The following is an 18,057-nucleotide window of genomic DNA, read 5'->3' as shown; positions in this document are numbered from 1 at the left end:
CTACATAGGAGCTTTTTTATAATTATATTAGTAAGTTTTAAAAAATTATACTATTAAATGTCTTACTAGGTCTCATACTTTCAGTGACTAGTTTTTCATTTGGAAGATAGTATCCTCCAATATCAACTGGTGATCCTTGAGCCTCATTTAATTCCTTAATAATTTGATTTTCATTATCAGCTAATTCCTTGGCAACTTTACTAAAACTCTCTTTCAATTCAGTATTATCATTTTGTGCCGCCAAGGCTTCTGCCCAATATAAAGCTAAATAAAAATGGCTTCCTCTATTATCTAATTCACCAACATTACGAGACGGTGATTTTTTATTATCTAAAAACTTATCTGTTGCTTGGTCTAAAGTGTCAGCAAGGATAAGAGCCTTTTTGTTATTATGCTTTTCTCCTAAAAATTCAAGTGAAACAGCCAAAGCTAAAAATTCACCAAGGGAATCCCAGCGTAAATGACCTTCCTCTAAAAATTGGTCAACATGTTTAGGAGCAGAACCGCCAGCGCCAGTTTCAAACAAACCACCTCCATTCATTAAAGGAACAATGGATAACATTTTTGCACTGGTTCCAACCTCTAATATTGGAAACAAATCTGTTAAATAATCACGTAATACATTTCCTGAAACAGAAATAGTGTCTTTCCCTTCTTTAAGTCTTTTACAGGTATATGTGGTCGCTTCTATTGGAGATAAAATTTTAATATCTAGACCTTCTGTATTGTGTTTCGGTAAATATTTGTTTACCTTTTTTATAAGTTCTTTATCATGAGCTCTTTTACTGTCTAACCAAAAAACAGCAGGTGTGTCAGTAGCTCTTGCTCTACTTACTGCTAATTTTATCCAATCTTGAATAGGAGCGTCTTTAACTTGACACATTCTCCAAATGTCTCCAGCTTCAACAATGTGTTCCAGTAAAACTTTTCCGTTATCATCAATAACTTTAACAACCCCATCTGATTTTATTTCAAAGGTTTTATCATGAGAGCCATACTCTTCTGCTTTTTGAGCCATAAGTCCAACGTTAGGCACTGTTCCCATGGTTGTTGGATCAAAGGCGCCATTTTCTTTACAAAAATCTATAGTTGCTTGATATATGCCTGCGTAACTACTGTCTGGAATAACAGCCTTAGTATCTTGAAGTTTTCCTTGAGCATTATACATTTGTCCTGAAGTACGAATCATTGCAGGCATTGAAGCATCAACAATTACATCACTGGGGATATTTAAATTGGTAATGCCTTTATCTGAATTAACCATTGCCAAAGCAGGCCTGTTTTTAAGAGCTAATTCAATATCTGCTTCAATTTCCTCACGCTTAACTTCTGGTAATTCTTGAATTTTAGATAATAAATTTCCAAATCCATTGTTCGCATCTACATTTAAACTTTTTAAGACTGATGCATGTTTTTCAAATACTGAAGCAAAAAAGACTTTTACTGCATATCCAAAAATAATAGGGTCAGAAACCTTCATCATAGTTGCTTTCATATGTATAGAAAACAACACATTTTTTTCTTTTGCGTCTGCTATCTGTTCTTTTAAAAATGCCAATAATGCATTTTTACTCATGACGGTTGCATCAATAATTTCATCTTTTATAATAGATAAATTATTTTTTAAAATGGTTTTGTTTCCATTGGCGTCGTGATGTTCTATAGTTAAATTAGTAGCGGCTTTTAATGTTAAAGATTTTTCGTTGTGGGCGAAGTCTCCTTTGGTCATTGTGGCTACATGAGTTTTTGAATCTTTGCTCCACGCACCCATGCTATGTGGATTTTTTCTAGCATAATTTTTAATAGCCTTAGGAGCACGTCTATCAGAATTCCCTTCGCGTAATACAGGGTTTACTGCACTACCTTTTACTTTGTCGTAAGCTGTTTTTATAGCTTGTTCTTCATCGTTTTTTGGAGTGTCTGGATAATCAGGTAATGCGTATCCTTTTGATTGTAGCTCTTCAATGGCTTCTTTTAATTGAGGAATTGAAGCACTAATATTTGGTAATTTGATGATGTTAGTATCAGGTTTTTTAACAAGTTCGCCTAATTCAGACAGTGTGTCAGAAACTTTTTGGTCTTCAGATAATAATTCAGGAAAATTTGCTAAAATTCTTGATGTTAGAGAGATGTCTTTGGTTTCAATAGTAATTCCAGAAGATTTAGTAAATGATTTTACTATTGGTAAAAATGAATGTGTAGCTAAAGCAGGGGCTTCGTCAGTTTTTGTATAAATAATTTTAGGCATTGTTGTCTCTCTATTTATTTAATTATTGTTTGTTAAGAAAATAAGCAAAAAATGTTCATATTTTTTGCTTTGCGAATATACAAAATTTGACTTTTTAAAAAAGATTATTACTCAATGAAGTATAATAAAAATGGCTAGATTAAGAAAAAAGGATAAATAGTATCGATATGAAGAATTATTTACTGAAAATAACAGTAATCAATAAAAAAAACAAAAGCCATATCACTGTAGAATTTAATCTACTCTGACATGGCTTTCTTTGAAATAACCCACATGATCTATTAGCATTTCTACTAAATCAATTTAAACTTTCATTCAAATCTTTTCAATTCAAGTTTTGTTATTTCAATGAAACATTTTGTGATGTAATTTTCAATATGCATTGACCTATTACCAAAATGCCTCAGTTTAATTGTTTTTTTTGATATTAGTTATCTTCCTTTCGTTTTCACGTTGAGTTAACTCCTAATATTGCTTTATTTACAACTTTCACTTTCGATTCAGTTGATTTTTAAGCTTTCAACCGTACTAGTTGCCAGCTACTTTCGTGTCTGGGACTTTTTACAGTGTCATGGTTCTCTGCTCACACACGCTTACACGTGGCGCATCCAAACCTCAAAAAACAATTATGTATAAAGAACGTTACTTCATTTAGAATTTAATACAAATTCACTTTTGAAATGAAAACAACTTAGAGCTGTTATTAAATTCTTTAGCTAAGATAGAGTAACAAACTAAAAAAACAAATTTTATAAGGTGTTAGATATCAACTTTTTATAAACTAGAGTTATTAACAATTGTTCATAAAAAAAAGCCTTGAATAATTTCAAGGCTTTTTTGTGTCTGCAAAAAGCAGAAATAACTTTTATTAGTGTCTACGTTCTTTGATTCTTGCTTTTTTACCAGTAAGATCTCTAAAGTAGAAAATACGTGCTCTACGTACTTTACCTCTTTTGTTAACTTCAATTTTTTGTAAAGCCGGTAAGTTGATAGGGAAGATACGCTCTACACCAACGGTTCCAGACATTTTTCTAATAGTAAAAGTTTCAGTAGATCCTGATCCTCTTCGTTGTATAACTACACCTCTAAAAAACTGAGTACGTACTTTTTCGCCCTCTCTAATTTCATAGTATACAGTAATTGTGTCTCCAGCTCCAAACTCTGGAAAGTCTTTTTTTGCTACAAATTCGTCTTGTACAAATTTCACTAAAGATTCCATATCTTTAAATTTAAATGGTTGATTCAGAACAACATTCACGATTCTCGCCAGAGGTTAACCCGAAATTGGGTGCAAAGATAATTATTAATTAATAATTGGCAACTAATCAATTGTAATTTTAATTAAAAAAATTGTAACATTCTTTTGTAATACCTAGAATACCACATACAATTAAAACTATAATTCCAAAGTAAATTTCAATATTAAAGGATTTTAGCATATAATCATCTCTTTTGTGCTTTCTCTCTTTTGATTTAAGAGTATAAAGACTTATTCCTAATACTAATAATAAAATGTAAATAGTTAAATTAAGAAAATCCATAACATTTACTCATCCAACAAATCGGGTCGCCTATCTTTAGTTCTTTGGTAAGCTTGTTCTTCACGCCATTTTTCAATCTCTGGAAAGTTACCACTAAATAACAATTCTGGTACTTTCATACCTTTATACTCGCGTGGTTTTGTGTAAATAGGAGGCGCTAATAAATTGTCTTGAAAAGAATCGGTTAGGGCAGAGGTTTCATTACCTAAAACACCAGGGATTAAACGGATAATCGCATCGCAAAGCACGGCAGCTGCCAATTCACCACCAGACAATACATAATCGCCAATAGATATTTCACGGGTTATAAAATGATCACGAACACGTTGGTCGACACCTTTGTAGTGTCCGCATAAAATAATGATGTTTTCTTTAAGTGAAATTTGGTTTGCAATTCCTTGTTTTAAAGTCTCACCATCAGGCGTCATATAAATAACTTCGTCATAATTACGTTCTGCTCTTAAAGCTGATATACATTTGTCAATGGGCTCAATCATCATAACCATTCCTGCACCACCACCAAATTGTGTGTCGTCAACCGATTTGTAATTATCAGTTGTATAGTCTCTTAAATTATGAAAATGTACTTCTACCAAATTAGCTTCGATAGCACGTTTTAGAATGGAAGCTTCAAACGGGCTTTTAAGTAATTCGGGTAGAACAGTTATAATATCTATGCGCATGGTCTTATAAATAGATTGCAAAGATAATGGAATTGTTTTGGAGATTTTTATTGAATTTATAAAAGTGTATAGTTTATTTCGATGGATTTTTAATATAAAAAACGCGAATTAAAAATCCGCGTTTCAAATGAAAAAAATATTAATGTTATTAGGCCATATGAACGGCATACTTGTTTTCATAAATTTCTTCAATTAGTTTAGCACAAAAAGCTGGAATATCTTGCGGGTTTCTACTTGTAATCAGTCCTTGGTCAACAACTACTTCTTCATCCATCCAATGGGCTCCAGCATTTTCTAAATCTTTTTTTATGGAAATGTATGAGGTCACTTTATGGCCATTTAAAACACCAGCATCAACTAGTAATGATGGGCCATGGCAAATGGCGGCTAATGGTTTACCTTGATTAAAAAACGATCTAATAAAAACAATTGCTTTTTTGTTCTTTCTTAGAGTGTCTGGATTTAAAACACCACCAGGCAACATTAAGGCATCATAGTGGCCTTGAGTAACTTGGTCTAAAGTCTTGTCTACAGTATAGGGTGTACTCCAGTTATTATTTGCCCAAGATTTTATGGAGCCTTCCTGTTCTGAAATAATGTCAACTTGAATTCCAGCTTCTTCTAAAGCTTTTTTAGGGTCTCTCAATTCACTTTCTTCAAAGCCATTAGTTGCAAGAATAGCAACGCGTTTGTTCCTTAAATTTTCCATTTTTTAAAGTTTTAAATTTATAATTTGTTTACTTGAAATTACTATAAATAAAAATCTTAAATAACTTTAAAAAACAGTTTAACTTGAGTTTAATATGAAGTGTTAAAGGTGTCAAAAATGAACGTTAAAAAACACGTTAAATTAACATTTTTGATAAAAATAAATTAACTGTTGACATTTAAAACTAAATCTGATCATAAAAAAAATCTGCAAGAGGTCTTACAGATTTTATGATATTATTTACGAAAAAATCTTATTTGCTGTTTTTAGATGTTTTTTGTTTGTTAATTTCATCCTGCAATTGGCGTCTTACTTTTTGTTCGCGCTCTAAAGCAGTTTTTCTGTGTTCTTCAAATTCTTCTTCCATTTCGGAAAGTGCTGATTTAGCCTCTTTAGTAACTTTATTACTATTATTAAACTTATAAACAAATAACAGGAATAACCCCAATAATCCTGCTATAATGGTCCACATGAGCCCGTTATAGCCCGTTTTACTCATTTGTATACCAAATAATGACATACTATTTTTTTCGGAATTAGTTTTATCTAAAGCAATTTGTGTATTGGAAAGGTTCGTTTTTAAGTCGTCTATTTCTTTTTTTTGATTAGAAACAATTGTCTGCGTATCTAATAAGTCTTTATGAACCGCTTTTAACGAGTCTAAAGTATGTGCTTTTAGCTCATTTAGCCAAAAACTCTTGGTGACCTTATATGATTGACCTCTTTCGTCTCTCCAGCTGCTAGATTTTTGAATAACATATTCAAATTGATTGTTTATAGTGCCGCTATCCAATGAAAGTGGTTCTTCTTCTTGGTCTGTTTGTGAAAAAGCACTCAAAGTATTTAGGCATAAAAATACCAAGACTGCTAAAGTTTTTATATAATTCATGGTAGGTTTGATTTTTGTATTAAAAATAATGTTACGAAGTTAAAAAATATAGTTAAGTATTTGGTTTAAAAATTAACAAAAAGCCTCACTATATACGGCTAAAATATATACGGTAGGTGTAAAAGTTTGGATGTTTATTTTTTTAAATAGATATAGCGTCAAATTTTTGATAATATATTTTATGCTTTTGGCAATTTAATAACTAAAACTAGTTCATTGTTAAACCAAAGATTTATTTAAAAAATAACCCTCTTTGATTTTCTTCAAAGAGGGTTAAATTAATTTAGATTATTTACAGTTATTATCTAAAATTATAGCGTTCTTTTTCGCCATTTGTATTAATAAGTTCAATTCTTAAAGGATCATAAGACGATCTGTTTTTAATAATTTTTTGCGCATCATCAACAGTTTCTATTTTTTCATCGTTAATAGCTGTAATAATAGAGCCTTCTTTAACACCATTATTTATCCAATAATCAGCATATTTACTATCTAATTGAACAATTTTAATACCATTAGAAACTTTAAATTTCTTTAAATCTTCCTTTTTAGCATTTTTTACTTGACCAACCATTGGCAAGGTAAAGGTGTTGTTTTTTGTTAACACAACGGACAGTGTTTTTGAACTTCCATCTCTCAGTAGTACAACATTTACAACATCATCAGGACGTTTTGTACTTAAATGCCCACTTAAATCTGAAAATTTTGAAATTTTTAAACCGTCAATTTCTTTAATAATATCACCGTTTTTAATACCTGCTTTTTCTGCTCCAGAATCTTCCATGACACTTTGAACATAAAAGCCTTCCGTTTCATCAATACCAATTTCTTTGGCAAAAGCACTGTTAAGAGCGCCGCCGGTAACACCTAAAACACCATTTTGAACATTACCATACTCCATAATATCTTCAATTACTTTTCTTGCAATATTGCTTGGTACCGCAAAAGAATAACCTATATAAGATCCTGTCTGTGATGTAATAGCAGTATTGATACCTATTAGTTCGCCTTCAGTGTTTACCAATGCGCCACCAGAATTACCAGGATTTACGGCAGCATCTGTTTGAATAAACGATTGGGTGTGATTTCCTGAAGGGTCTAAGCTTCTTGATTTAGCACTTATAATACCTGCTGTTACTGTAGAAGTTAAATTAAAAGGGTTTCCAACGGCCAATACCCATTCACCTATTTTTGCTTGGTCCGAGTCGCCAAATGTAGCATATGGTAAATCTTCATCAGCATCAATTTTTATAAGGGCAATATCTGTTTTAGGGTCTGATCCTATAATTTTAGCCTCGTACGTTTTGTTATTGTTTAAAGTAACTGATAATTCTTGTGAATTGTCAATAACATGATTATTAGTAATAATGTATCCATCAGCTGTAATAATAACACCTGAGCCTGAGCCGATTTGTGCTTGTTGTGGATGCCTTCCCATAAATAAATCTTGAATAGTCATTTGGCCATCACTAACAGATAAATTTTTAACGTGTACTACTGTATTAATACTGTTTTCAGCGGCAACTGTCAGGTCTGGAGCTTCATAAGCAACCTTTGCGTTACTTACATTATTCGTCTGGACAAACGAAGGGTTTGATTCAGCTGTCGATAAAACAACATTTTTGTTTCCTTCTAAAAAATACTTGTAAGCACCTAGTGTTAAAACACCTCCTAATGCTGAAACTAATACTAGAGTTAAAATTTTTTTCATTATATATGTTTTAAATTTATTGGTTTTAAAAACTAATTAACGATTAAAATTAAATATTTATTGAATCGCTTATTTTCTTTTAACGATTTTTAACGCCAACTTTAACGACTATTTAACAACATAAAAACCGGTTTAATATTTATATATTTGCCCTTAATTATGCAACAGACATTTTATAAATATCAAGGAACAGGAAACGATTTTGTGATGATTGATAATCGTAAGGAATCGTTTAACAAAAAAGATACCAAACACATCGCTTACTTGTGCGACAGACGTTTTGGCATAGGTGCAGATGGGTTGATTTTACTTGAAAATCATCCGAAATTAGATTTTAAAATGGTCTATTACAATGCAGATGGAAATGAGAGCACTATGTGTGGTAATGGTGGTCGTTGTTTAGTGGCTTTTGCTAAACAATTAGGAATTGTTACTGACAGAGCTGCTTTTGAAGCTATTGATGGTTTACATCGTGCAGAGATTGAAAACGGTATTGTAAAGCTGCAAATGCAAGATGTAACTACTATTGAAAAACATGAAAAACACGTTTTTTTAAATACCGGTTCCCCACATCATGTGCAGTTTGAAGAGCATATTGAAGATTTTGATATAAAGACTAAAGGAGCACAAATAAGATATGGAGCGCCCTATAATGAAGCCGGTAGTAATGTCAATTTTGTAAAAAAAATATCTGATGCAACATTTGCCGTTAGAACTTATGAAAGAGGCGTTGAAGATGAAACCTTATCTTGTGGAACAGGCGTGACTGCTGTAGCTCTTGCTATGAGTTATTTAGGAGAAACCAATCAAAATCTAGTTACCTTACAAACACAAGGAGGTAATTTGCGGGTGTCTTTTGCTAAAGAAGGTGATTCATATAATAATGTATGCCTCATAGGACCAGCAACATTTGTTTATAAAGGAGTTATATGATTACTTTAAAAGGAGAACATATTTATTTACGTGCCTTAGAGCCAGAAGATTTAGAGTTTATTCATACGATTGAAAACGATGAATCTATTTGGGAGATTAGTAATACGATAACACCTTATTCTAAATTTTTGATTAAACAATATATAGAGCATTCACATAAAGATATTTTTGAAGTAAAGCAATTGCGGTTGGTTATTTCTAACTATAATGACGCGCCTTTAGGAATGATAGACTTGTTTGATTTTGATTTTAAAAATGGTAGAGCAGGTGTGGGGATTTTAGTAAAAGAATCAAAAGATAGACAACTAGGTTATGGACGTGAGTCATTAAAGTTATTGATTGATTATAGCTTTACGCATTTAGCTTTGCATCAACTATATTGTAATATTTCAGAAGATAATTCGGCCAGTATAAAATTGTTCGAAAGTCAGGGATTTATTAAAATTGGATTAAAGAAAGATTGGAACTATAGCGATGGCGGTTTTAAAAACGAATATTTGTATCAACTATTAAATAATTAAATGTACTTTAAAAAAATACTTCTTGCCATTGTGCTTTTAGGTTTAGTTGTGGCAGCCTACTTTGCTTACTTTGTTTATAATGCTATGCTGAAACCTAATACGGCATTTAATAACGAACGTGCTTACATATATATTCCAACAAATTCAACTTATGATGATGTGAGAGAACAACTTAAACCTTTGTTGAAAGATATCGATATGTTTGATGCACTTGCAAAAAGAAAACAGTATGTTAACAATGTAAAAGCCGGTAGGTATATTATCAAAAAAGGAATGAGTAATAATGATATTATTAATTCCATCCGAAGTAAAAATATACCGATAAAAGTGTCATTTAATAATCAGGAAACTATTGAAAAATTAGCGGGTCGAGTTAGCTCACAAATTGAAGCTGATAGTCTGTCATTAGTTCAGGCAATGTTTGATGAGTCATTTTTAACTAAAAACAAGTTTAATAAAGCAACTGCATTGGGTATGTATATTCCTAATAGCTATGAATTTTTCTGGAATACATCTGCAGAACAATTTAGAGATAGGATGCTTAAAGAATATAAGCATTTCTGGAATGATGAACGAATAAAAAAGGCGGAAGCAATTGGTCTTAACCCATCACAAGTTATCACTTTGGCATCTATAGTTCATGAAGAATCTAAACAATCCGATGAGCAACCAAGAATTGCAGGCGTGTATATTAATCGGTTAAAAGTAGGGATGCCTTTGCAAGCAGATCCCACTATAAAATTTGCAGCCTATCAATTACCAAAATATAAGAATACGGTTATAAGACGAGTACTAAATGTACACAAAGAAATTGATTCACCATATAACACCTATAAACATGCAGGATTACCTCCAGGTCTTATAACCATGCCAGATGTATCAGCCATTGATGCGGTTTTAAATTATGAAAAGCATTCGTATTACTATTTTGCTGCTGATGCCACTAAATTAGGATATCATAAGTTTGCTAAAACATTGTCACAGCATAATGTCAATGCAAGAGCCTATCAAAGATACTTATCTTCGGAAGGTATAAATAAATAGATCTTTTTGATTAATATTCATGGGGATGTACTTTTTTTAAGTATCACATTGTCCTTTTCTAAATTTAAACTTAATTATTTTTAATTTCATGTGATTCTTTGATTACACATGGATTAATATTATTGTTTTCAAAATAAACAACAAAATCTTCACTTCGCAATAGTTGTAAACTGGTTTAATGTAATGCTATCCTAGCATTGGACAGAATAGATGACTATGAATTTTACAAGAGTTATTACCGTTTTAAGAAGAATCACCCTTAAAACTCGCTTTTTAGTAGGCAAAGTATGAGTCATAAAGTCATGAAAAGTATAGAAAAAAGGTTTATGGAACAGTTATTGAAAGCTATAATCGGAAAATTACTGGTTGAATGCTAATCGGTATACGTTCTTTAAACAGGGTAGAATACCAAAAATGGCTTTACATAATTAAATATTTTGGGGTAAAAGCTATGCTTGTTAGAGCGAAAGATATTGACAATCAACTGTTAACAAATAATCAGAGGTAAAGGTTGTTCCACTTAAGTTTTAACGTAAATTTGAATTTTATTAAAACAAATCATATATTTTGAAGTCGATTTTAGTAATTTAAACATTGTAAAAGTTTCATTTTCTCCCCAAGAAATTAGTATAAAAAGAGGTGTATTTCATCTGTTATACCATTAAAAATAGCACATAAACGAGTAATTTTGAATTAATTAAAAAAAGGTGTAATTTTGCACGCTCAAATTTTGAGGGATGTTTTTTTTAAATCTCCCAAAGAAATTTAAAGGTTATGAAAAAAAATATTGCAAGTTATTTAACCCTCGTACTTACAATATGCATTTTATTGTATACATCGTTTTCATCAAATAAAACGATTGACTCGAGTAAATACTCAACAGCTGGCTTAGTATTAAATTACACAGTAAGCCAAGATGCAGGAACTAACACTAGTGACTTAGCATTATTGAACTCAAACAAACCGTACTCTCCATACCTAGGTAAGTCGTTTGTAGGATTTAAAGAAGCCTTAGCTTTCAAAGAGTCTCGCGGAGACTACTTTACCGTTAACAGTTTAGGTTATTTAGGTAAATATCAATTTGGAAGAGGTACTTTAAAGTTGCTTGGAATTTATGATACCGAAGAGTTTTTAAATAATCCAGAACTTCAAGAAAAAGCGTTTATAGCTAATGCAGAACGTAATAAGTGGATTTTAAGACGCGATATTAAAAGGTTTGTAGGCAAAAAAATTAATGGCACAATTATTACGGAATCCGGAATTTTAGCCGCAGCCCATTTAGCGGGTCCTGGTAGCGTAAAACATTATTTAAGAAGCTATGGTGAAGACACTTTTGCAGATGCATATGGTACTACAATACAGTATTATATGAAAAAATTTGCAGGATATGACACCTCTTTTTTAAAGCCTAACAAAAAGGCTAAAGCAACATCGGTTTAAGAATTAATTTTTGTGAATAATAAATATGGTAGGTCTCTTATGTAGGTCTACCATATTTTTTTTCCACTCACTTACCGGTTTAGTTTTAATAAATTCAGTTGGTAATGTAATATCGCATGCAACACAAACACGAGTATTGTCTCCTAATACATTACAAATATCTTCTAACATTTTATTGTTTCTGTATGGTGTCTCAATAAAAATTTGTGACTGATTTTGTTCAAATGATAAGCGTTCTAAACGTTTTATTTCATTTTTTCGCTCGTTTTTATCAATTGGTAAATAACCATTAAAAGTAAAACTTTGGCCATTCATTCCAGAACTCATCATAGCCATAAGTATTGATGATGGTCCAACCAGAGGGATTACCTTTATATTATTTTGGTGTGCTAATTTAACAATGTCGGCACCAGGATCTGCAATGCCAGGGCAACCAGCTTCAGATAGTAATCCTACATTAATACCATTTAAGCATGGTTGTAAAAACTCCGGCAATATACTGGCATTGGTAAATTTGTTCAGCAAAAAAATTTCTAAAGTAGATTGTTGTTTTCCAGAACTAATTTTTTTTATGAAGCGCCTTGCTGTTTTTTCGTTTTCTACAATATATGTATTAGTTTGCTCAATAACTTTTTTTACAGATATAGGCAAAACTTCTAAAGGTTCATTATCTCCTAAAGTTGTAGGTATAAGGTATAGCTTTCCTTTTGCAGGATCCATAGATATAATTTAGAAAATAAAAATAATAAATTTTTAAGTAGAAAGATAGTTTAAACCAATCTATCTGCAATACGAGTGCAAGCTTCATTAAGCATATTGTAAACATTTTCAAAACCTTGTTCACCGCCGTAATAAGGGTCTGGTACATCAAAGTTTTTATTTGGATACACTTCGTTTAAAATAAGTTTGACTTTAGACGAGTCATGCTCATTTCTGGCAAGCGATAGAACGTTATTGTAGTTAGACTCATCCATAACATATATCACATCAAAATCATCAAAGTCTTTAACACTAAATTGCCTGCCTTTTAAGTTTGAAATATCAATTCCGTATTTTTTAGCTACAGCAATTGAGCGTTTGTCTGGAGTAGCGCCTATATGATAATTGGCAGTACCAGCAGAATCAACAATGTATTTATCATCTGGAAGCTTCGATCTTAAAATGCCTTCGGCTAATGGAGAACGGCAAATATTTCCCAAACAAACCATTAAAATTTTAGTCATTTTAAATGAAATTTATAAGGATAGTTTTTTGCTTATATCCTCAACATATTTTCTAAACTGCTTATCGGTTGATGATAAATTATCAACGGTTTTACAAGCATGAAGTACGGTAGCGTGATCTCTCTTTCCTATTTGAGATCCAATACTTGCCAAGGATGCTTTGGTGAATTTTTTGGCAAAAAACATAGCCAATTGTCTAGCTTGCACAATATGGCGTTTTCTTGTTTTAGATTGTAATGTGTCAATATCCATTTGAAAATAATCAGAAACTATTTTTTGGATATAGTCAATAGATACTTCTCGCTTAGTGTTTTTTACAAATTTTTCAACAATTTGTCTCGCAAGATCAATGGTGATTTCCTTTTTATTAAAAGACGATTGAGCTATTAAAGATATAATAGCACCTTCAAGTTCTCTAACATTGCTTTTAATATTTTTGGCAACGAATTCAACAATATCATCAGGCATTTCTACACCGTCACGATATAATTTGTTTTTTAATATAGAGACTCTGGTTTCGAAATCTGGATTTTGTAATTCAGCAGAAAGTCCCCACTTGAAACGAGATAATAATCGTTGCTCAATATCTTGCATATCAACAGGTGCTTTATCACTTGTTAATATAACTTGTTTGCCATTTTGGTGTAAGTGATTAAAAATATGGAAGAATACATCTTGCGTTCCTGATTTCCCAGATAAAAATTGAACATCATCAATAATTAGGACATCAATAATTTGGTAGAAATGAATGAAATCATTTCGGTTATTTTTTTTAACGGATTCAATATACTGCTGAGTAAACTTTTCGGCAGAGATATATAAAACCGTTTTTTCAGGATATTTATCTTTAATATCAACACCAATAGCATGCGCTAAATGTGTTTTTCCAAGTCCAACGCCTCCAAAAATTAATAGAGGATTAAATGAAGTTCCTCCAGGTTTATTAGCAACAGCTAACCCTGCACTTCTAGCTAATCTATTAGAGTCGCCTTCAAGAAAATTTTCAAAACTGTAATTTGGATTAAGTTGAGATTCAATTTTTACATTTCTAATTCCTGGGATAACAAAAGGGTTACGTAATTCAGGATTTTTATTGTTTAAAGGAATGTCAACTTCTTGTGATTTAACAGAAGATCTGTTTGAGCTAGGAATCTTTTCGGTAAACGGTTGCTTGTTGCCATAGGTGTTTTCCATTTTTATAATGTAAACAAGTTTGGCTTTATCACCTAATTCTTTGGTTAATGATACTTTTAATATTTTCACATAATGTTCTTCAAGCCATTCATAAAAGAATTTACTAGGTACCTGAATGCTTAATGCGTTATCAGCAAGTTTGACTGCTTTAATTGGTTCGAACCAAGTTTTGTAAGCTTGCGGTTGAATATTATCTTTTATAAATTCAAGACAATTATTCCAGACCGATTCCGCAGTTAAACTCATTAATTTTAATTTATGATTTGTTGGTTAGTTTTTTTTAAGAGAAGCTAATTATAAATCCCCCTTATTCTTCGACAAATATGTGAACAAAATTCTTAAAAAAAAAATCATTTACTATTGAATTTTAAGAAAAATTTTCGCATGTTTATTGTCTAGCCGAAGCTACAAAAAAATATTTAATTAACCCTATGAAATTCGATGAAATTCAAATAAGAGTGAGGTATGGTGAAACTGACCAGATGGGAGTCGTTTATCACGGCAACTATGCCTTATACCTAGAAATGGGTCGTATAGAGTGGTTGAGGAAAATGGGAATCTCCTATAAAAATATGGAAGAAAATGGTATAATGCTTCCAGTAATTTCTATGACACTAAACTATAAAAGGCCAGCTCATTATGATGATCTTATTAATGTAAAAACTCAACTAAAAAATAGACCGTCTGCTAAGATAGAATTTGAATACGAAATCACAAATGAGAAAGGGGAAATTCTTACAACGGCAACAGTGGTTTTGGTATTTATAGACATGAAAACAAATAGACCTATAAGAGCACCTAAATATATTTTAGATATTATTGATGCTTAGTTTAAAGTTTTTATGGATACTTCAAAGATGTTCTGAAAAGTTTTAAAAACTGAATCAGCTTCTTTTCTTCTCACCGAAATAGTGATTTGACAGTTTAATTCTAATTTTTGGTTAATAACATTTAAGTTTCTTTCCTTAATAACACGCATAACCTTATTCATGTTTTTGTATTCAAACGTAATAAGATAGTTAATATTAATAGTTTTTGTTTTTATTTTAGAATTTTCCAAAGCTAATTGAGCGGTCGTTTTGTAGGCATTAATTAAGCCGCCAACACCTAATTTAACACCACCAAAGTAACGGACAACGACAATTAAAATGTTGGTAACTTCAAAAGATTGTATTTGTCCATAAATTGGCATTCCTGCAGAATTATTGGGCTCGCCATCATCATTAGCTCTAAATTGAATGGTTTCTGTTCCTATCTGATAGGCGTAACACCAATGTCTTGCCGCGTGATGTGTTTTCTTTAAACTTTCTATATGAATTTTAACATCATCTTCGGTAAATACAGGAAATGCGTAACCAAAAAATTTACTGTTCTTATCTTTAAATAACACTTCTTTTGATGGCTTATCAATGGTTTTGTATGTGTCTTCTATTTCCAAATTATGCTAATGTAACTAATAGTATAGAAATTATGGCCACCATTATACCAATCCAGTTTTTTACAGATAATTTTTCATGAAATAATGTTAAACCTATCAATGCGGAAAGCATCACAATTCCTACGTTGTTAACGGTAAAAATAGTAGAGCTTTCTAAGGATTCATAATCTAAAGCTAAGAGTATATAATAAATCGATGTGTAGTTAACTAAACCTAAAGCAGCTCCTCCAATAAGACTTAACTTATTAAATTTAATATTGTTTGTAGATTTTTTGTAAAAGAGGACAATTAACCCAATTATAGCAGCAAAACCGAAAATAGTTGCAGAGAATAATGGAATACCATCATCTTCAAGATATGCAGATTCAATATACTTAATAGATGTGTCTATGATACCGGAGCCCAAAAACAATATAAAGGGGAGTAGTAAATTATTTTTAATACGTATATTAGATTTAGCTTTTATTGAAACTAATACTACGGCTACTAATGCCAGAACGATCCCAAGTAGTTTTTGAAAACCAGAACTTTCATTGTAGACATAAATACCAAATATTACAGGAATAACAACACTCATTTTAGTAGCTACTGAAGCTACCGAAATACCATGTTTTTGAGCAGTTATAGCCATAATATTAAATATTACGATAAATAAAACTCCTAATATCATGGCACCATAAAACCATGTTGTTTGTACAATATCTTGAATATGAAATGCCTTATTGCTTAAACTTAATCCTAATATACATGCCACTATATAATTGATGGCAATAGCTTGAAGCGTATTAATTTGGTATCTATCGAATAATTTAAATAGAATGAAAATAATGGTTGATGATAGGATACTCAATAATAGGTATATCAAAACAACTCTTTTTTAATGGTAAATAAATTGACAACATCTTCCAATGTTTCATCAATATTCCAAACATGAAAGCCTATTTTGGATGCTGCTTCTGTATTTTCTTTTTTGTCATCAATAAATAATGTGTCTTCAGCTTTAATATTGTTTTCTTTTAATACAAATTCATAAATATCAGCATTTGGCTTTCTTAATTGTATTTCGTGGGATAAGTAAAATTCATCAAAACAGTTTTTAAAATCGTCAAAAAAGGAGATGTTCTCTTTTACCCAATTAATATGGAGTTCATTAGTATTACTTAAAAGAATGAGTTTGTATTTTGAGGAGGCTTTGATTTCTTTTAGAAAGTCTAATCGATGACTTGGAAAGTCTTTAAGCATAAAATTCCATGTATCAATAATCTCTTCTTTAGAAAGGGTATTAAAATTGTCTGTGTAAAATTCAATAAACTCATCAGTTGAAATAAGTCCTTGCTCATAAAGACAATTAATAGCTGTCATTTCTTCAGGGAATTCTTTAAGCTTAAATTTTCCAAGGGCTTTTTGTAAAGCACCATCTATATCGAGATTTAAGAATACGTTTCCAAAGTCAAAAACTAAAGTTTTAATCATTTATATATATTTTTAAGAGGTCATTTTTAATTGATTTTTCAGAAATTAACTGTCCTGAAAGAATAGGGGCTTTAACACCTTCTTGGAAAGCGCAGTCTCCTATGAAAACTCTAGCTTCGTCCCATAAGTTTTCGTTAATAAAGGTTTGAAGCGTTTTATTGCCGCCTTCAATAATTACAGATGTTATGTCGTTTTTAAACAAGAGAGTGCAGATTTGTTTAGCAACATTGTTTGAAAAATCTAAATTGTTTTTTGTTATTAAAATAGTTCTAGCCTCATTGTTAAAAACGGCATGGGTTTTAACAAGTTTGGTATCTTTATCAATAATAATTCTGACAGGGTTTTCCCCAACCCAATCTCTAACAGTTAAACGAGGATTATCTTGTAAAACGGTATTGGTTCCTACTAAAATCGCTTGTTCTTCGGCACGCCATTTATGAACTAGTTGTCTTGAGTAGTTGCTAGTAATCCAAACAGGCTTTTGTTTATTTTTAGTTTTTGGCGCTACAAAACCATCGCTAGTTTCTGCCCATTTTAAAATAATATAGGGTCGTTTTTTATTATGAAATGTAAAAAATCGCTTGTGAAGTTGTTTACATTCGTTTTCTAAAACCCCAACAGTAACATGACAACCCGCATTGATGAGTTTCTCAATTCCTTTTCCTGCTACTTTTTTATTGTCATCAATACATCCAATAACAACTTTAGGAATTTTGCTAGCAATAATTAAATCGCTACAAGGAGGTGTTTTTCCGTAATGACTGCAAGGCTCAAGCGTGACATACAACGTAGACTTTTTTAAAAGCGATTTATCTTTAACAGATTGAATAGCATTTACTTCGGCATGATTGCCGCCATAAGCACTTGTAAAACCTTCACCAATAATGTTATTTTTATAAACAATGACACAACCCACCATTGGGTTAGGGCGTGTAGTTCCTAAACCATTTTTAGCAATTTCTATACACCGATTTATGTATTTTTCATGTATATTCACGTCACAAAAATAA

Annotated in this window: 18 protein-coding genes; 5 read left to right on the top strand and 13 right to left on the bottom strand. The window is 31.4% G+C overall.

The features are described from left to right. Nucleotides 1-37: 37 nt before the first annotated feature. The 6 genes from G5V56_RS10055 to G5V56_RS10030 form a co-directional block, all read right to left on the bottom strand. The gene (locus G5V56_RS10055; RefSeq protein WP_166964460.1) at nt 38-2,248 is read right to left on the bottom strand and encodes an NADP-dependent isocitrate dehydrogenase; all 2,211 of its coding nucleotides are present in this window, start codon (nt 2,246-2,248) and stop codon (nt 38-40) included. An 868-nt stretch (nt 2,249-3,116) separates the two neighbouring features. Next, nucleotides 3,117-3,467, bottom strand: a complete 351-nt coding sequence (gene rplS, locus G5V56_RS10050; RefSeq protein WP_166964458.1) for a 50S ribosomal protein L19 — start codon at nt 3,465-3,467, stop codon at nt 3,117-3,119. Nucleotides 3,468-3,794: 327 nt separating this feature from the next. Beyond that, nucleotides 3,795-4,472 carry a tRNA (guanosine(37)-N1)-methyltransferase TrmD gene (gene trmD, locus G5V56_RS10045; protein ID WP_166964456.1) on the bottom strand — a complete coding sequence of 226 codons (678 nt, stop codon included), beginning with the start codon at nt 4,470-4,472 and terminating at the stop codon, nt 3,795-3,797. A 148-nt stretch (nt 4,473-4,620) separates the two neighbouring features. After that, nucleotides 4,621-5,181 (bottom strand): type 1 glutamine amidotransferase domain-containing protein, encoded by a 561-nt coding sequence (locus G5V56_RS10040; protein ID WP_166964454.1) that lies wholly within the window; start codon nt 5,179-5,181, stop codon nt 4,621-4,623. A gap of 253 nt (nt 5,182-5,434) precedes the next feature. Then, nucleotides 5,435-6,070 carry a tRNA (guanine-N1)-methyltransferase gene (locus G5V56_RS10035; RefSeq protein ID WP_166964452.1) on the bottom strand — a complete coding sequence of 212 codons (636 nt, stop codon included), beginning with the start codon at nt 6,068-6,070 and terminating at the stop codon, nt 5,435-5,437. Nucleotides 6,071-6,371: 301 nt separating this feature from the next. Beyond that, nucleotides 6,372-7,781, bottom strand: a complete 1,410-nt coding sequence (locus G5V56_RS10030; RefSeq protein ID WP_166964450.1) for a S1C family serine protease — start codon at nt 7,779-7,781, stop codon at nt 6,372-6,374. A gap of 159 nt (nt 7,782-7,940) precedes the next feature. Between G5V56_RS10030 and dapF the strand changes: the two genes are divergently transcribed. From dapF to G5V56_RS10010, 4 genes are all read left to right on the top strand, one after another. Beyond that, nucleotides 7,941-8,714: a diaminopimelate epimerase gene (dapF, locus tag G5V56_RS10025; protein WP_166964448.1), complete on the top strand. Its 774-nt coding sequence runs from the start codon at nt 7,941-7,943 to the stop codon at nt 8,712-8,714. Further along, complete coding sequence (locus G5V56_RS10020) at nt 8,711-9,235, top strand: GNAT family N-acetyltransferase (protein WP_166964446.1); 525 nt, start codon at nt 8,711-8,713, stop codon at nt 9,233-9,235. The genes dapF and G5V56_RS10020 overlap by 4 nt, the downstream gene beginning before the upstream one ends. Beyond that, nucleotides 9,236-10,279 carry an endolytic transglycosylase MltG gene (gene mltG / locus G5V56_RS10015; RefSeq protein ID WP_166964444.1) on the top strand — a complete coding sequence of 348 codons (1,044 nt, stop codon included), beginning with the start codon at nt 9,236-9,238 and terminating at the stop codon, nt 10,277-10,279. A gap of 774 nt (nt 10,280-11,053) precedes the next feature. Beyond that, a complete protein-coding gene (locus G5V56_RS10010) occupies nt 11,054-11,719 on the top strand; it encodes a peptidoglycan-binding protein LysM (protein WP_166964442.1) in 666 nt (221 codons plus the stop codon). 3 nt (nt 11,720-11,722) lie between these two features. On the opposite strand, the gene G5V56_RS10005 is transcribed toward G5V56_RS10010, so the two are convergent. The 3 genes from G5V56_RS10005 to dnaA are packed head-to-tail and all read right to left on the bottom strand — an operon-like array spanning nt 11,723 to nt 14,382. After that, a complete protein-coding gene (locus G5V56_RS10005) occupies nt 11,723-12,439 on the bottom strand; it encodes an SAM-dependent methyltransferase (RefSeq protein ID WP_166964440.1) in 717 nt (238 codons plus the stop codon). 50 nt (nt 12,440-12,489) lie between these two features. Next, entirely contained in the window at nt 12,490-12,942 is a 453-nt protein-coding gene (locus G5V56_RS10000) for a low molecular weight protein-tyrosine-phosphatase (protein WP_166964438.1), read from the bottom strand. 12 nt (nt 12,943-12,954) lie between these two features. Beyond that, nucleotides 12,955-14,382, bottom strand: a complete 1,428-nt coding sequence (gene dnaA / locus G5V56_RS09995; RefSeq protein ID WP_166964436.1) for a chromosomal replication initiator protein DnaA — start codon at nt 14,380-14,382, stop codon at nt 12,955-12,957. 185 nt (nt 14,383-14,567) lie between these two features. Between dnaA and G5V56_RS09990 the strand changes: the two genes are divergently transcribed. Then, nucleotides 14,568-14,966 carry an acyl-CoA thioesterase gene (locus G5V56_RS09990; RefSeq protein ID WP_166964433.1) on the top strand — a complete coding sequence of 133 codons (399 nt, stop codon included), beginning with the start codon at nt 14,568-14,570 and terminating at the stop codon, nt 14,964-14,966. On the opposite strand, the gene G5V56_RS09985 is transcribed toward G5V56_RS09990, so the two are convergent. Genes G5V56_RS09985 through ribD form a run of 4 tightly spaced genes read right to left on the bottom strand, consistent with a single transcriptional unit; the run spans nt 14,963 to nt 18,044 of the window. Further along, nucleotides 14,963-15,574 (bottom strand): IMPACT family protein, encoded by a 612-nt coding sequence (locus tag G5V56_RS09985; RefSeq protein ID WP_166964431.1) that lies wholly within the window; start codon nt 15,572-15,574, stop codon nt 14,963-14,965. The genes G5V56_RS09990 and G5V56_RS09985 overlap by 4 nt on opposite strands. A gap of 1 nt (nt 15,575) precedes the next feature. Next, nucleotides 15,576-16,439, bottom strand: a complete 864-nt coding sequence (locus G5V56_RS09980; protein WP_166964429.1) for an EamA family transporter — start codon at nt 16,437-16,439, stop codon at nt 15,576-15,578. Further along, complete coding sequence (locus G5V56_RS09975; protein WP_166964427.1) at nt 16,436-17,047, bottom strand: HAD family hydrolase; 612 nt, start codon at nt 17,045-17,047, stop codon at nt 16,436-16,438. The genes G5V56_RS09980 and G5V56_RS09975 overlap by 4 nt, the downstream gene beginning before the upstream one ends. Further along, complete coding sequence (gene ribD, locus G5V56_RS09970; RefSeq protein ID WP_166964425.1) at nt 17,040-18,044, bottom strand: bifunctional diaminohydroxyphosphoribosylaminopyrimidine deaminase/5-amino-6-(5-phosphoribosylamino)uracil reductase RibD; 1,005 nt, start codon at nt 18,042-18,044, stop codon at nt 17,040-17,042. Before ribD ends, G5V56_RS09975 begins: the two co-directional genes overlap by 8 nt. Nucleotides 18,045-18,057: the final 13 nt, after the last annotated feature.

It is taken from the genome of Yeosuana marina, from assembly GCF_011762485.1.
GTDB classification, from domain to species: Bacteria; Bacteroidota; Bacteroidia; order Flavobacteriales; family Flavobacteriaceae; genus Yeosuana; species Yeosuana marina.
This window is presented reverse-complemented; position numbering and strand designations above follow the sequence as displayed.

What these genes read in the sequence shown, in the direction of transcription:
- G5V56_RS10055 (WP_166964460.1), bottom strand. Translation starts at nt 2,248, where the DNA reads ATGCCTAAAATTATTTATACAAAAACTGACGAAGCCCCTGCTTTAGCT.
- rplS (WP_166964458.1), bottom strand. Translation starts at nt 3,467, where the DNA reads ATGGAATCTTTAGTGAAATTTGTACAAGACGAATTTGTAGCAAAAAAA.
- trmD (WP_166964456.1), bottom strand. Translation starts at nt 4,472, where the DNA reads ATGCGCATAGATATTATAACTGTTCTACCCGAATTACTTAAAAGCCCG.
- G5V56_RS10040 (WP_166964454.1), bottom strand. Translation starts at nt 5,181, where the DNA reads ATGGAAAATTTAAGGAACAAACGCGTTGCTATTCTTGCAACTAATGGC.
- G5V56_RS10035 (WP_166964452.1), bottom strand. Translation starts at nt 6,070, where the DNA reads ATGAATTATATAAAAACTTTAGCAGTCTTGGTATTTTTATGCCTAAAT.
- G5V56_RS10030 (WP_166964450.1), bottom strand. Translation starts at nt 7,781, where the DNA reads ATGAAAAAAATTTTAACTCTAGTATTAGTTTCAGCATTAGGAGGTGTT.
- dapF (WP_166964448.1), top strand. Translation starts at nt 7,941, where the DNA reads ATGCAACAGACATTTTATAAATATCAAGGAACAGGAAACGATTTTGTG.
- G5V56_RS10020 (WP_166964446.1), top strand. Translation starts at nt 8,711, where the DNA reads ATGATTACTTTAAAAGGAGAACATATTTATTTACGTGCCTTAGAGCCA.
- mltG (WP_166964444.1), top strand. Translation starts at nt 9,236, where the DNA reads ATGTACTTTAAAAAAATACTTCTTGCCATTGTGCTTTTAGGTTTAGTT.
- G5V56_RS10010 (WP_166964442.1), top strand. Translation starts at nt 11,054, where the DNA reads ATGAAAAAAAATATTGCAAGTTATTTAACCCTCGTACTTACAATATGC.
- G5V56_RS10005 (WP_166964440.1), bottom strand. Translation starts at nt 12,439, where the DNA reads ATGGATCCTGCAAAAGGAAAGCTATACCTTATACCTACAACTTTAGGA.
- G5V56_RS10000 (WP_166964438.1), bottom strand. Translation starts at nt 12,942, where the DNA reads ATGACTAAAATTTTAATGGTTTGTTTGGGAAATATTTGCCGTTCTCCA.
- dnaA (WP_166964436.1), bottom strand. Translation starts at nt 14,382, where the DNA reads ATGAGTTTAACTGCGGAATCGGTCTGGAATAATTGTCTTGAATTTATA.
- G5V56_RS09990 (WP_166964433.1), top strand. Translation starts at nt 14,568, where the DNA reads ATGAAATTCGATGAAATTCAAATAAGAGTGAGGTATGGTGAAACTGAC.
- G5V56_RS09975 (WP_166964427.1), bottom strand. Translation starts at nt 17,047, where the DNA reads ATGATTAAAACTTTAGTTTTTGACTTTGGAAACGTATTCTTAAATCTC.